General features: G+C 63.6%; 12 protein-coding genes. 11 read left to right on the top strand and 1 reads right to left on the bottom strand.

What is annotated here, in order from left to right; genetic code table 11:
* The first annotated feature begins 328 nt into the window (after nt 1-328).
* From AC3CD9_RS19005 to AC3CD9_RS19050, 10 genes are all read left to right on the top strand, one after another.
* Nucleotides 329-1,204, top strand: a complete 876-nt coding sequence (locus AC3CD9_RS19005; protein ID WP_488365560.1) for a sirohydrochlorin chelatase — start codon at nt 329-331, stop codon at nt 1,202-1,204.
* Between the two features lie 128 nt (nt 1,205-1,332).
* A complete protein-coding gene (locus AC3CD9_RS19010; RefSeq protein WP_488365561.1) occupies nt 1,333-3,060 on the top strand; it encodes a nitrite/sulfite reductase in 1,728 nt (575 codons plus the stop codon).
* Nucleotides 3,057-3,866, top strand: coding sequence for a phosphoadenylyl-sulfate reductase (locus AC3CD9_RS19015; RefSeq protein WP_488365563.1), 810 nt, complete (start codon nt 3,057-3,059; stop codon nt 3,864-3,866). The genes AC3CD9_RS19010 and AC3CD9_RS19015 overlap by 4 nt, the downstream gene beginning before the upstream one ends.
* Nucleotides 3,863-4,825 carry a sulfate adenylyltransferase subunit CysD gene (cysD, locus tag AC3CD9_RS19020; protein WP_488365564.1) on the top strand — a complete coding sequence of 321 codons (963 nt, stop codon included), beginning with the start codon at nt 3,863-3,865 and terminating at the stop codon, nt 4,823-4,825. Before AC3CD9_RS19015 ends, cysD begins: the two co-directional genes overlap by 4 nt.
* Entirely contained in the window at nt 4,825-6,204 is a 1,380-nt protein-coding gene (locus AC3CD9_RS19025) for a sulfate adenylyltransferase subunit 1 (RefSeq protein ID WP_488365565.1), read from the top strand. The genes cysD and AC3CD9_RS19025 overlap by 1 nt, the downstream gene beginning before the upstream one ends.
* Complete coding sequence (gene cobA / locus AC3CD9_RS19030) at nt 6,201-7,013, top strand: uroporphyrinogen-III C-methyltransferase (RefSeq protein WP_488365566.1); 813 nt, start codon at nt 6,201-6,203, stop codon at nt 7,011-7,013. Before AC3CD9_RS19025 ends, cobA begins: the two co-directional genes overlap by 4 nt.
* On the top strand, nt 7,010-7,336 hold the full coding sequence (fdxA, locus tag AC3CD9_RS19035) for a ferredoxin (RefSeq protein WP_446656203.1): 327 nt from the start codon (nt 7,010-7,012) through the stop codon (nt 7,334-7,336). The genes cobA and fdxA overlap by 4 nt, the downstream gene beginning before the upstream one ends.
* A 12-nt stretch (nt 7,337-7,348) precedes the next feature.
* On the top strand, nt 7,349-8,758 hold the full coding sequence (locus tag AC3CD9_RS19040) for an FAD-dependent oxidoreductase (protein ID WP_488365567.1): 1,410 nt from the start codon (nt 7,349-7,351) through the stop codon (nt 8,756-8,758).
* 214 nt (nt 8,759-8,972) lie between these two features.
* Nucleotides 8,973-10,643, top strand: coding sequence for an APC family permease (locus AC3CD9_RS19045; protein WP_488365568.1), 1,671 nt, complete (start codon nt 8,973-8,975; stop codon nt 10,641-10,643).
* 379 nt (nt 10,644-11,022) lie between these two features.
* Entirely contained in the window at nt 11,023-12,336 is a 1,314-nt protein-coding gene (locus AC3CD9_RS19050; RefSeq protein ID WP_488365570.1) for an ApeA N-terminal domain 1-containing protein, read from the top strand.
* Between the two features lie 121 nt (nt 12,337-12,457).
* On the opposite strand, the gene AC3CD9_RS19055 is transcribed toward AC3CD9_RS19050, so the two are convergent.
* Nucleotides 12,458-12,841 carry an AMP-binding enzyme gene (locus AC3CD9_RS19055; protein ID WP_488365572.1) on the bottom strand — a complete coding sequence of 128 codons (384 nt, stop codon included), beginning with the start codon at nt 12,839-12,841 and terminating at the stop codon, nt 12,458-12,460.
* 543 nt (nt 12,842-13,384) lie between these two features.
* Between AC3CD9_RS19055 and AC3CD9_RS19060 the strand changes: the two genes are divergently transcribed.
* Nucleotides 13,385-14,122, top strand: coding sequence for an OBAP family protein (locus AC3CD9_RS19060; RefSeq protein WP_488365573.1), 738 nt, complete (start codon nt 13,385-13,387; stop codon nt 14,120-14,122).
* The last annotated feature ends 49 nt before the right edge of the window (nt 14,123-14,171 follow it).

The raw sequence follows: 14,171 nt of genomic DNA on the forward strand, positions 1-14,171 counted from the left end.
GGACGGTGCCAGCAACGCAAAGACGCGTTGACAACACACACTAGCGAAACTGTTGAGCAGAAAGGAAAATCGGCCGCAATCCTACGAACTCGGTCGCCGTATGTCGAAAGATGACGCCGAATGGCGTTATTTCGCTGATGAACAGCCTGTATGCGGCGCCGAGGCGGATGGGTTACGCTATGCGAATGCATTCAATCCAAACGATCACTGCTCGCCCTGGTTGCTCAGTCGTTGAGCAATCAGCCTGCCCGGTGGCCTTGGCGGCCCCGGGGCAGGTGCGGGAACGGGTGCAGAGGCTCGCGCAGAGAAACGCTGAGGAGTGGGCGCTGTGACGGGGTTGCCGTCGGTGGGCCTGATCTCCCACGGAACCTCATCGCCGACCGGTCAGGTCCTCATCGAGGTGCTCGCCGCCGAGGTCGCCACGGACCTGCGCATTCGCGGGATTGCCGACGAGGTCATGCTCGGTCATGTGGACGTCCAGAACCCCGACGTCGACGAGGTGATCGCCCGACTGCCCGCCGATCGTCCGGTCATCCTCGCACCGCTTCTGCTCTCGCCGGGGTATCACGTCCATGTCGACCTCGCCGAGGCGGCCGACCGTGCCGCTGAATCGGGCCGTGATGTTCGACGAACCCCCACGCTCGGGCCCGACCCGAGACTCGCAGAGATCCTCGCCGATCGACTTCCGCCGCTTAGCGAAAGAGACGACGTCATCCTTGCCGCTGCCGGGTCGAGCGACGAGCGTGCGAACGAGTCCTGCCGCGAGATGGGCAGGCTGCTGTCGGCAGAGCTCGAGCGTCCCGTCGGGGTCGGTTTCCTCGCCGGCGGGGGAGCGGCCCTGAAAGACCTCGTCGGACAGAGCCGCACCCGCGGTGCCCGCCCCGTGTTCGCGAACTACCTGCTGGCCCCTGGCTTCTTCGACGACCTCGCCCGCAAGCACGTTGAGGGCGGCACTGACTGGCCCGGCGTCCTCGCCCCGCCGCTTCTCACCGGAGGCGGCACCACGTCCGCCGTTCCGCCGAAACTCGTTGACATCGTCCGCGACCGGGTCCGCGACGGCATCCGCGGCCAAGTTCGCGACGGTGTTTTCGCGGCCGGCCTCAACAGTGGGCCCGGTGGCGCCCATGTCGAAGGCGGCTGTCCTGGCTACGTCCAACCTCACACCCAAACCCACAAATTCACCCCGCAGATGCTCAACGCCTGACCGCACACACGGCAGGCCGTGACGCCATATGTCACTTCGTGACACAAACCCTTCGGCAATTGGTTGAGCAATTCGGCATTCATGTAGCGTGATTCATCACTGGTTCCCCTCAGCGTTTGGAGACAGCAATGTCCACTCAGGTGGAAGAGAACAAGGAAACGGCAGGTAAACGAGCCGCGAAGCGGCCCGCCCGCCCGAAGAAGTCCAATGGGCAGTGGAAGATCGACGGCCATGAACCGTTGAACAAAAATGAGATCGACAAGGCCGAAGACAACGGCCTCAACGTTCGCGCCCGGATTGAGACCATCTACTCCAAGCGCGGATTCTCGTCGATCGACTCCGACGACCTGCACGGCCGCTTCCGCTGGTGGGGCCTGTACACGCAGCGCAAACCCGGAATCGACGGCGGCCGGACCGCGAAGCTCGAGCCGCATGAGCTCGAGGACGAGTACTTCATGTTGCGTGTCCGCATCGATGGCGGAAAGCTCACCACGGAGCAGCTGCGCACGATCGCCGACATCTCCACCGAATTCGCCCGAGACAGCGCCGACCTCACCGACCGTCAGAACATCCAGCTGCACTGGATCGAGATCGAGAATGTCCCCGAGATTTGGCGCCGCCTCGAAGCCGTCGGCCTGCAGACCACCGAAGCCTGCGGCGACGTCCCCCGCGTCATCCTCGGCTCACCCGTCGCCGGCATCGCCGCCGATGAACTCATCGACCCGACCCCGGCGATCGAAGAGATCTCACGCCGCTACATCGGCGACCAGAGCCTGTCGAACCTGCCGCGCAAATACAAGACCGCGATCACCGGCCACCCCAGCCAGGACGTCGTCCACGAGATCAACGACTGCTCCTTCGTCGCCGTCGAACACCCCGAACACGGCATCGGCTACGACCTGTGGGTCGGCGGCGCCCTGTCCGTCGTCCCCCGCTTCGCCGAACGCCTCGGCGCCTGGGTCGCCCCCGACCAGGTCGTCGAGACCTGGCTGGGCGTGACCTCGATCTTCCGCGACTACGGCTTCCGGCGCTTGCGCAACAAGGCCCGCATGAAGTTCCTGCTCGCCGATTGGGGTCCGGAGAAGTTCCGCGAGATCCTCGAAACCGAATACCTCGGATTTGAACTCGCCGACGGCCCGGCACCGGCCAAGCCGATCACCGCCGGCGACCACGTCGGCGTGCACAAGCAGACCGACGGCCGCTACTACATCGGGGTCAGCCCCGTCGTCGGTCGCGTCTCGGGCACCCTGCTCAGCCAGGTCGCCGACCTCGCCGACAAGTACGGCTCCACCCGCCTGCGCACCACCCCGCACCAGAAGTTCCTGCTGCTCGACATCGAGGAGAAGGACGTCGAAGCCGTCGTCGCCGAGCTCGACGCCTTGGGCCTCTCCAGCCGCAAGGACCTCTTCCGCCGCTCGACGATCGCGTGCACCGGCATCGAATACTGCAAACTCGCCATCGTCGAGACCAAGCAGACCGCAGCCGACACCATCACGAAGCTCGAGGAGCGCCTCGCCGACATCGAGGAGCTGCCCCACCCGATCAGCTTCCATCTCAACGGCTGCCCGAACTCCTGCGCCCGCATCCAAACCGCCGACATCGGCCTCAAAGGCCAGATCGTCACCACCGACGAAGGCGAACAGGTCCCCGGATTCCAGGTCCACGTCGGAGGAGGCCTGGCCTCGAAAGACCGCGACGAAGCCGGCCTCGGCCGCACCGTCCGCGGACTCAAGGTCACCGCCGAGAACCTCAGCGACTACGTCGAGAAACTCGTCCGCCGCTTCCTCGCCGGGCGTGGGGAGACCGAAACATTCTCCGAATGGGCCCACCGCGTTGACGAGGAGGAACTAGTATGACCCGTACGAACACGACCACCACCGAGGCGACGCCCACCTCCGCAACCGCGGCGAAGGGAGGGTCAGCGACGCAGTCCCGCCCCGAACCGCGCCCCGTCGAGGAACTCAAGGCCCTCGCCGAGGCGGGTGCCCGTGAACTCGCCGGTGACCCGGGCAACGGTGTCCCCGAAGCCAACCCCGCCGACGTCATCCGCTGGGTGTCCCGGAACTTCGACACCGCAGCCTGCGCCGTGGCCTGCTCGATGGCCGACGCCGCCCTGCCGCACTACGTCGCCCAGTACCAGCCCGGGGTCGACGTCCTCTTCCTCGACACCGGCTACCACTTCGCCGAGACCTATGACACCCGCAACGAGGTGGCTCGCCGTGTCGACGTCCACATCGTCGACGTCCTCCCGGAGCAGACCGTGGAAGAGCAGAACGCCGAATTCGGCAAGGACCTCTTCGCCCGCGACCCGGGCCTGTGCTGCGCCCGCCGCAAGGTCGCACCGTTAAGCAAGTCGCTGAACGGCTACGAACTCTGGTTCACCGGAGTCCGCCGTGACGAGTCTCCCACCAGGACGAATACGCCGCTGATCACCTTCGATGAGAAGAACGGGCTCGTCAAGGTCAACCCCCTGGCCGCATGGTCCTTCGATGACCTCCTCGACTACTCACGCGCCTTCGACGTCCCGGTCAACCCGCTGCTTGACCAGGGGTACCCGTCGATCGGCTGCCAGCCCTGCACTCGCCCCGTCGCCGAAGGGGAAGACCCCCGCGCCGGCCGTTGGGCCGGATCGACCAAAACAGAATGCGGACTCCACACATGAGCATCGACACCCAGTTCAACCACGACACCCATACCACCGAGGCGGCACCCGCCCACAACCCGGGCGCGAGCCTGTCCACCCTCGACGTCCTCGAATCCGAGGCGATCCACATCATCCGTGAGGTCGCCGCCGAGTTCGAACGTCCTGTGCTGCTGTTCTCCGGCGGCAAGGACTCCGTGACCGTCCTCCACCTCGCGGCGAAGGCGTTCTGGCCGGCGAAGATCCCGTTCGGACTCCTCCACGTCGACACCGGACACAACTTTGACGAGATCATCCGCTTCCGCGACGAGACGGCCGAGAAGTACGGCCTCGACCTCACGGTCGCGAAGGTCCAGGACTACATCGACGACGGTCGCCTGCGCGAACGCCCAGACGGGACCCGCAACACTCTGCAGACCCAGCCGCTGCTCGACGCCATCACCGGCGGGAAGTTCGACGCCGTCTTCGGCGGTGCCCGCCGCGATGAGGACAAGGCCCGCGCGAAGGAGCGGATCCTGTCCCTGCGCGACGAATTCGGCGGCTGGAACCCCAGCAGCCAACGCCCCGAACTGTGGAACCTCTTCAACGGCCGCCACCTGCCCGGCGAACACGTGCGCGTGTTCCCGATCTCGAACTTCACCGAACTCGACGTGTGGAGCTACATCGCCCGCGAAGGCATCGAACTGCCCGAGCTCTACTTCGCCCACGAACGCGAAGTCTTTCAGCGCGACGGCATGTGGTGGGCCACCGGCGAATTCTCCACCCCACGCGAGGACGAGACCGTCACGACCAAGAAGGTCCGCTACCGCACCGTCGGGGATATGAGCTGCACCGGGGCCGTCGAATCGAGCGCTGATGACCTCGAGTCCATCCTCGCCGAGGTGGCCGCCACCACTGTGACCGAGCGCGGTGCCACTCGCGCCGACGACCGGATCTCGGCCGCGGCGATGGAAGACCGCAAGAAGGACGGGTACTTCTGATGACGACCACAACCACCACCGAAACAACTACCACCGAGGCGAAACCGACCTTGGACACGACGACGAAGACGCTGCTGCGCTTCGCCACCGCCGGATCCGTCGACGACGGCAAGTCCACGCTCGTCGGCCGGCTCCTCCACGATGCGAAGGCGATCCTCGCCGACCAGCTCGCCGCCGTGACCGCGACCAGCCGGGAACGCGGATTCCTGGGAGGTGAGTTCGATTTCGCTCTGCTCACCGACGGTCTGCGGGCCGAACGCGAACAGGGCATCACCATCGACGTCGCCTACCGGTACTTCGCCACCGACCGTCGTTCGTTCATCCTCGCCGACTGCCCCGGACACGTGCAGTACACACGGAACATGGTCACGGGAGCCTCGACCGCCGATGCCGTCGTCGTCCTCATCGACGCCCGCACCGGCGCGACCGAACAGACCCGCCGGCACCTCACCGTCGTGTCCCGACTGGGCATCCGCCACGTCATCATCGCCGTCAACAAGATCGACCTCATCGACTACGACCAGGCAGCGATCGAGACGGTCGAAAACGACATCAAGTCACTTGCCGACGAGATCGGCCTCGAGACCCCGCACCTCATTCCGATCTCCGCGCTGGCCGGCGACAACGTCGCCACCACCTCGGACAACACACCCTGGTACACCGGGCCGGCACTGCTCGAACTCCTCGAGACCCTGCCGAGCACGGACGAAGACACCGCCGATCTCGAGGCCTTCCGCCTCGACGTGCAGACCGTGCTGCGTCCGCAAGGGGGACTGGCACCAGGTCTCGACCCCGAGGAATTCCGGGACTACCGGGCGGTGGCCGGACAGATCACGGCCGGGCGGGTCAGCCTCGGCGATGAGATCGAGATCCACCCCGCCGGGCTGAGAACGACGGTGACCGGAATCGATACCGCCAGCGGACCGCTTACGACCGCGAGTGCGCCGCTGTCGGTGGCGCTGCGGTTGGCCGATGACGTCGATACCGCCCGCGGCAGCGTCATCGCCGCGGCCGGCACCCTGCCCACCCCGCGCCGGGAACTGCGCGCCGAGGTCTTCCCGTTCACGGCCGAGGGTCTGCGCACGGGGGACCGGGTTCTCATCAAGACGGGGACGACGACCGTGAAGGGGATCGTCACCATCGAGGCCAAACGCAACCTCGAGACCTCCGAGACCGAACCCGCCGAGGTGCTCGCCGGCAACGACATCGGCCTGGCCCGTGTGAAGCTGTCCGCCGAGCTGCCGGTCCCGGACTTCCGCGACCACGGCACGGCCGGAGCCTTCGTCGTCATCGGCCCGCAGTCGGGCAACACCCTCGCAGCGGGAATCCACACCCCCGAGGCGGCTCACATCCCCGAATCCACCGAGGACCAGTCATGACGCTCTTCCTCCCACAGCAGCCCGGCACCGTGCTGCTCGTCGGTGCCGGACCGGGCGATCTCGGACTGCTCACCGTCACCGGTCTGCGCGCATTGGAACGCGCCGATGTCATCGTGGCTGACCGCCTCGGCGCCCGATCGGTCATCGATCAGCTCGAAACCGAACGCGGTGCACCCCTCGATGCGCAGATCATCGACGTCGGGAAGCTGCCGGGGCACCATCCGGTGCCGCAGAGCGGGATCAACGACATCCTCATCACACAGGCGAAGCTCGGCCGCCGGGTCGTCCGTCTCAAAGGCGGGGATCCCTTCGTCCTCGGACGTGGGGGAGAGGAGGTCATCGCCTGCCGGGCCGCCGGAGTCGACGTCCGCGTCGTCCCCGGGGTGACCAGCGCGAACTCCGTTCCCGCGGTCGCCGGAATCCCGCTCACCCACCGAGGCGTCGCCACCTCGTACACGGTCGTGACCGGTCACGACCAGCTGGGCGAGATCGGCGGGGGACGCGACCACACCGTCGTCGTTCTCATGGGAGTGGGCACACTCATCAACTCGGCGATGGTGCTCGCCCGATCCGGGCGCGGGGACGACTGCCCGGTCGCGATCGTCGAAGACGGTTTCGGTGAGAACCAACGAGTGACCATCGGAACCCTCGGCGACATCGCCTTCCGCGCGGCTCGCCGAGGCGTCCGGTCACCGGCCGTGATCGTCGCCGGTGATGTCGTGACCCTGAGCCCCTACGCCGATGGTGCTTTCACCCAGGCGACCGAACCTGCCGCAGCGCACGCATCCGAACTCGTGAGGAACCCATGACCTACATCATCGCCCAGCCGTGCGTGGATCTGAAGGACCGAGCCTGCATCGAGGAATGCCCGGTCGACTGCATCTACGAAGGCACCCGCTCTCTCTACATCCACCCCGACGAATGCGTCGACTGCGGAGCATGCGAACCCGTGTGCCCCGTCGAGGCGATCTTCTACGAAGACGATGTGCCCGATGAGTGGGAGGCCTACTACAAGGCGAACGTCGAATTCTTCGACGACATCGGCTCCCCGGGCGGAGCAGCCGCCCACGGGGTCGTCGACAAAGACCATCCCTTCATCGCAGCTCTGGCACCGCAGAACACCAACGACTGATCAAGGAAACCCATGCCTACTATTCCCTTCAGAGTGGCCATCATCGGTGCCGGTCCCGCCGGCATCTACGCCGCCGACCTGCTGACCAAGGCCGAACATGACCTGGAACTGAGCATCGACCTCTTCGAACGCCTGCCCTCTCCCTTCGGGCTCGTCCGCTACGGGGTCGCCCCCGACCATCCGCGCATCAAGGGCATCATCAATGCGCTCATCAAGGTCCTCGACCGTGGTGACATCCGCCTGTTCGGCAACGTCGAATACGGGGTCGACATCAACCTCGGCGAGCTCACCGACCGCTACGACGCGGTGATCTTCTCCACCGGCTGCTTCGTCGATGCACCGCTGTCACTGCCCGGCATCGACCTGCCGGGTTCCTATGGGGCCGCGGACTTCGTCAACTGGTACGACGCCCACCCGGATGTGGCCCAGACCTGGCCGCTGGAGGCTGAGAAGGTCGCGGTGCTCGGCAACGGCAATGTCGCGCTCGATGTGGCTCGGGTGCTCGCGAAGCAGGCCGATGACCTGCACACGACGGAGATCCCCGATCACGTCTACGAGGGGCTGAAGTCCTCGAAGGTCACCGATGTCCATGTGTTCGGACGGCGTGGTCCTGCGCAGGCGAAGTTCACTCCGCTCGAGCTGCGTGAGCTCGGTCAGGTCGAAGACGTCGACATCATCGTCTATCCCGAGGACTACGAATTCGATCAGGGGTCGCTCGAGGCCATCGAGTCGAGCAACCAGGTCAAGCAGGTGACGAAGACGCTCACGGACTTTGCGATGCGGGAGGAGACCGGGGCGAAGCGGCGACTGCACTTGCACTTCCTCCACGCACCGGTGGCCATCCTCGGCGAGGATCGGGTGACCGGTCTGCGCACGGAACGTCAGGAACTCGACGGGACCGGTGGCGTCAACGGCACCGGGGACTTCCGCGACTGGGACATCGATGCCGTGTACCGGGCCGTCGGCTATGCGGGTACGCAGCTGCCGCAGCTGCCCTTCGACGAGGCCAAGAAGGTCATCACGAATCACGAAGGACGCGTCGTCGACGCCGAAGATCAGGGCCAGGCCGCCGAGGCGGACGTCATCCCCGGCGTGTACACGACCGGATGGATCAAGCGCGGCCCCGTCGGGCTCATCGGTCATACGAAGGGCGATGCGCTCGAGACGATCGGGCACATCCTCGACGACCAGGCCGCCGGGGCGCTCACCGAACCCCTGTACCCGGAGGAGTCCTCGATCGTCGAGCTGCTCGAATCGAAGGGCGTCGACTTCACCGATTGGGAGGGCTACCACCGGCTGGAGGCCGCGGAAAAGGCCCTCGGCGAGGCCGAGGGACGTGAGCGGGTGAAGATCGCGACCCGTGAGGCCATGCTCGCCGAGGCGCGCGCCCACCTGACCGCGGACGCGAACGCCGGGAGCTGAGGCCCGCGCCCACCGCGTCGGCACCCACCTCGAGGCGTAATCCTCACATAGTGACCCTCAACGTTCCACCATTCGACCCCGAACACCGAAAAGACGTGTTCGGGGTTGTCTGCGTCTGTGACCTGGCCGTATAACACGGCTATGTAATTGACATCACACGACAATCGGAGAAAACTAGCCGCCGAGAATCTGACGTCAACCCAGGGAGGCAAAGGTGCCCTCACAAAGTTCCCTGTCATCGGGCTCGCCCACGAGCGTGACCGTCGTCCATGACCAAGGGCTCAAACGCGATATCGGCAAGACCGGCCTGCTCTTCACCGGAGTCGGATCGATCATCGGCTCCGGTTGGCTCTTCGGAGCCTTCGATGCCGCGAGCATGGCAGGCCCGGCCGCGATCCTGTCGTGGGCCCTGGGCGCGGTCCTCATCATCTTCGTGGCTTTGAACTATTCCGAGCTCGGTGTCATGTTCCCCGTCGCCGGCGGTGTCGTGCGCTACCCGCACTATGCCTTCGGTTCGTTCGCCAGCTACACCAGCGGGTGGATCACGTGGCTGTCGGCGGCGGGAACCGTCGGCATCGAGGTGCTCGCGGCTGTCCAGTACGCCTCGAGCTATATGCCGTGGCTGATGGAGTCGAAAGAGGGCGTCCTGGTTCTCACGGTGCCGGGCATCTTCGTGAGCATCGCGATGGTCGCGGTCTTCTGCGTCATCAACATGTTCGGGGTGAAGTTCTTCGCGCAGTTCAACAACGTGCTCGTGTGGTGGAAGCTGCTCGTCATCGTCCTTGTGTTCATCGGACTGGCGCTGCTGGCCTTCAACCCCGGTCACTTCCACATGCCCGAGTTCGGCGGTTTCGCTCCCAACGGCATCGCCCCGATCTTCGCGGCCCTGCCCGCGGCGGGCATCGTGTTCTCCTACCTCGGATTCCGTCAGGGTGTGGAGTTCGCCGGCGAGACGAAAAACCCGCAGAGGAACGTGCCCTTCGCCGTCATCGGTTCGATCGTGCTCACCGGCATCATCTACATCCTCCTGCAGGTCGCGTTCATCGGCGCCATTCCCACGGACCTGCTCAAGGACGGCTGGGGCGGACTGTCGTTCTCGAATTCTGCAGGGCCGTGGGCGGAGATCGCGATTATGCTCGGTGCCATGTGGCTGGCGATCATCCTCTACATCGACGCCGTTGTCTCACCGGCGGACACCGGTCTGATCTTCACCGCGCTCACCCCGCGGCTGTCGTACTCCCAGGCCCGCGTTGGCAATGCTCCGAGTGCCATGACGAAGCTGAACAAGAAGGGCATCCCGTGGTTCGGGCTGCTCATCACGTTCATCGTCGCGTGCTTCCTGTTCTTTCCGTTCCCGTCGTGGGCGAAGATGGTCGGGTTCATCACCTCCGGCACCGTCATCTCCTTCGGTTCCGGTCCGATCACGGTCGCGGCCCTGCGCCGTCAGCTGCCCGATCAGGAGCGTCCGTTCCGACTGCCCGGCGGAGACGTGCTCCCGTTCCTCGGCTTCCTCGCCGCGAACCTCATCGTGTTCTGGACCGGGTGGGATACGAACTGGAAGCTGTTCCTGGCGATGGCGCTCGGCTACGTGGTCCTCGGCCTGCACTATGCGTTCAGCGACCGCAGCAAGATCCCGCCGCTGCAGTTCAAGTCCGGTTGGTGGATGATCCTGTGGCTCGGCGGGCTGGCCGTCCTCAGCCTGCTGAGCAACTACGGTGAAGGCGCCATGGGCGTGCTCACGTTCGGGTGGGGCGAGCTGGTCTGCACCATCTTCACCGTCATCGTCTTCTACGTCGGCATCAAGACCCGCCTGAAGTCAGAGGAAGTGGTCACCAACGTCGAGAACACCAAGGAGACCAGCGCCGAACACATCGACGGGGAATGATCCCCTGACAGAACGTCGAATCTTTCGACGTCGATCAGCGAGACCCTCGCCGAGGCGGCCCGACCCCGTACATCCACGACCATGGCGTACGGGGTCGGGCTGGTTGTGTGAGGGTTGGGTGCTGCAGACTCGGCGGCTCGGAGACCACTGACTGGTCCGAACGCCGCTATACAACCCGCGCCTCCTGCCCAATTAGCGAATCGCACAAACTTCTCCAGCGTCTTGAACCAGTCGACTGTGGCTTGCAACTCAGAGCGAAGGATTTCAGTTGCGACCAGGTGACTACGCTGACTGACGTGTGGGACTACTGTGCCCTGCCAGACAAACTGACTGCTTACACTGTTGATCAATCAGCTCCAAGCGATGCAAGTATGGATGCATGTCGGACCGTGCAGCTTTGAGTTCTGGAAAGCCCCGCCTCGGAACGGTCTTTTTTAAAAGAGGTGAGGCTGGGTTCCCGGCAATGGTCTTCGACAATGGAGAAGTCATCGAATTGACGGTCAATTTCGACCATGGTGACCCAGTCGCCCGACGTTTCAGTGGACGATCGGTTTCGTACGGCGACGATCCGGAGTACAAGCTTCATGATTATTCAATGCCGACACAAGTGTGGTTTCAGGATCCGCATGGAACGATCTGCTTGGTCGAGCCTAGAGGGCGTTCTCTCAGCTTTACGACCCTTCAGGAAGGGCGTTTGCGATTCGCTTATGCCATCGCAGTCGGCGGGGTCGGGATTCGTTATGATCGTATCAATGCTATGCAGTCTCGCATCGAGGGGCTGGATGAGTGGATACCTATCAGCTCAATCGAGCACGAGTACGTGCAAGAAGATGGCTCACCGAACATGAGTATCTTTAGCGTCCGGCATCAACCGCCGGTCAACATTTCTCGCAAGCTGAACGCGCAGATTCTTCCTACCTATTCATTCATGTCCTCTCCTGTCCCAGGCAAAACCGAGCTCGCAGATGAAATGCGGGTGAAGACGAGCGCTCTGCAGGCGCGCTCATGGCGGGAACATCTGGACGTCCATAGAGGTGTGCGCGATCTATTGGTTGTCGCCGGATGGCGTGACTACGGCACTTGGAATCTGAGCGTATCCCGCGTCGATGACCCAGAGCGCGCCCTGGCGGGGAATTCTATAGGTGATAGATGGGCCCAAGTGTCGACATATGCCATGTCGAAAGGTTCTGGAACTGGTCGCGCCAATCGCTTTCTCTTTGATTTTGAAGACGTCGGTGCTCGTGGGCTTAGCCGTTGGCTTCGACTAAGGCAAAGGCATCGTCGAGGAATCGCTGGGATGATTCATTCAGTAGGAATGCCAGGGGTTGCCCTTGAAACGTCGATTTCGGAGGCGGGCGCGGCACTTGAATATCTCGGCCACGGCATTGCGGTTGAACGAAGCGAGAAACCTGGAAGGCATCTTGCAACTCACCTGCGTCGTGTCGCCGAACAATCCAAATGCGACATGGGCATCGACTTGGATACTTGGCCGAATCGCTTTGCGGATGCATACAACACTGTGAAACATCCCGACCGGCCTAAAGAATGGGACACTCTCGACTTGCACAACATTCTTCGAGAGGCTCGACTGGTCTTTCGAACTTGGGCCGCCCGTCGTATGGGAGCTTCGGTTGAAAGGTTAGAGCGGAACTGTGGAATCTTGCCCATGTCTCGTCCCTACGAACTGGTGTGATCTGAAGGAGGCGAATCGGTCCAGCTGAGGAAGGTAGCCGCGTCGCAGCGATACGCCATAAATTACGGGGTCAGGGTCGTCCGTGCGGCGGGGAGCATAACGAGGTAGTCCGACGGCGCCCCTAACCCAGCCCTCTAGCCCCATTCGCAATCCGCGCGAAGTACGCCAGAGCCTCAAAAGGATCCTCAGCATCTGGATTCGCCACCTTCTCCAACGCGTGCCCCTGAATCAGCCGTTTCACCGGCACTTCGAGCTTCTTGCCCGTGGGGGTATGCGGGATCGCGGGAACAGCGATGATGTCATCGGGCACGTGTCGCGGCGACGCCTTCTCCCTCGGCTCCCGCGCGATCCTCTCTCGCAAAGAAGAATCAAGTGAAGGTCCCGATGCCAACACGACGAACAGCGGCATCCAGTACCCGCCGTCGGGCTGTTCGGCACCGGTGACGAGGGATTCGGCCACCTCGGGGATTCCATCGACGACATCGTAGATGTCGGCACTGCCCAAGCGCACACCCTACTGTCGCTGCGGCCCATGTCCTATGCTCGCCCCGTCATGGCCCCGACACGTTCCGTGCCTGCGAACCGGGCCGATACAGAGATCTCGGACAGGGGATCATTGGTGGTTATCTCCTTGATGCCAAGAGAAGTAAAACGTGTGGTGACGCGAAATTTGTCTGAGTCTTGAGAGGTTATTGACGGTGCTCGGCCGGGAGCCCAAGATGAAATCAATTCGCCGCTCGATGGCTTGTGCCAGTTGAGACCGGAGGGGTTTTACTTCGGGGCATGATTCGAGGAGGTCGATAGTGGGAAAGAAAGAGAAGCAGTTCCGGACACCGTGGAGCATCCTGACGATCGGAATACGCGGGAAGACAAGGAAAAGACGGAAGCCGGGGAAGCTGACACTGACCCGACGGAGGACGAGTAGTTCGAAGAGTGTTCCACGACGGGGTCGTTTGAAGGATTGGCTCACGCGATAGCCCTCAGGTCTTCTGTAGGGGGTTCAATCGTGTCACCTTCCGCCTTACGATGAATTATGGAACTGACACATTTGAAGAGCTTCACCACCGGACTGACTCTCGGCATCGGCGGCGTCGCAGCGGCTCTTGCTGGGCGCAGGGCCATGAGCAATCTCAAGACCAGCAAGGGCCATCCTTGGAAGCACCGCGTGTTGGACCTGGGCTCCGCGTTTCTCCAGCGAAAGTATCCGCTGGAGGCGATGAGCACATACCTCGACGGCCTGCACATGTATGCGGACGAGACCGGACGCCAAATCCATGCCGCTCACTTCTGCATCCACTTAGAACACGACCTGCACCAGTGCGTCATCTTTGACCGCAACGCCCATGACGCCCGTCTGATCGGCATCGAGTACATCATCAGCGAAGACCGGTTCCGCTCCCTGCCCGAAGAGGAGAAGACGCTCTGGCACAGCCACCATTATGAGATCAAGTCCGGTATCCTCACCGCGCCTGGCGTTCCGGAGATCGCCGAACACGCCTACTTCGAGGACTTGGTGAAGACCTACGGCAAGACTTTCCATACCTGGCAGTACGACGTTCACGACTTTCCCTACGGTGCCCCGCAGCTGATGATGGGCTTCACCGAGGATGGGCAAGTCCACGAAGAGTTGGTTCGGGCGCGCGACCGCGAAGTCGGCGTCTCGACGCTACGCAACCGCGAGCGCCGCGAAGACATTCCGACGCCGGCGGTGGCACCGGGCGCGAACTCGTGGGAAGGCGGAAGCGCGATGCAGACGACTCTGCAGGAGACACCCGTCAAACGGTAGAACCTGGACGTGTCGGAGCCGAGAAACGGTCGGTTACTCCGGAGCCGAT

It is taken from the genome of Brevibacterium sp. MGP-B1, assembly GCF_057766545.1.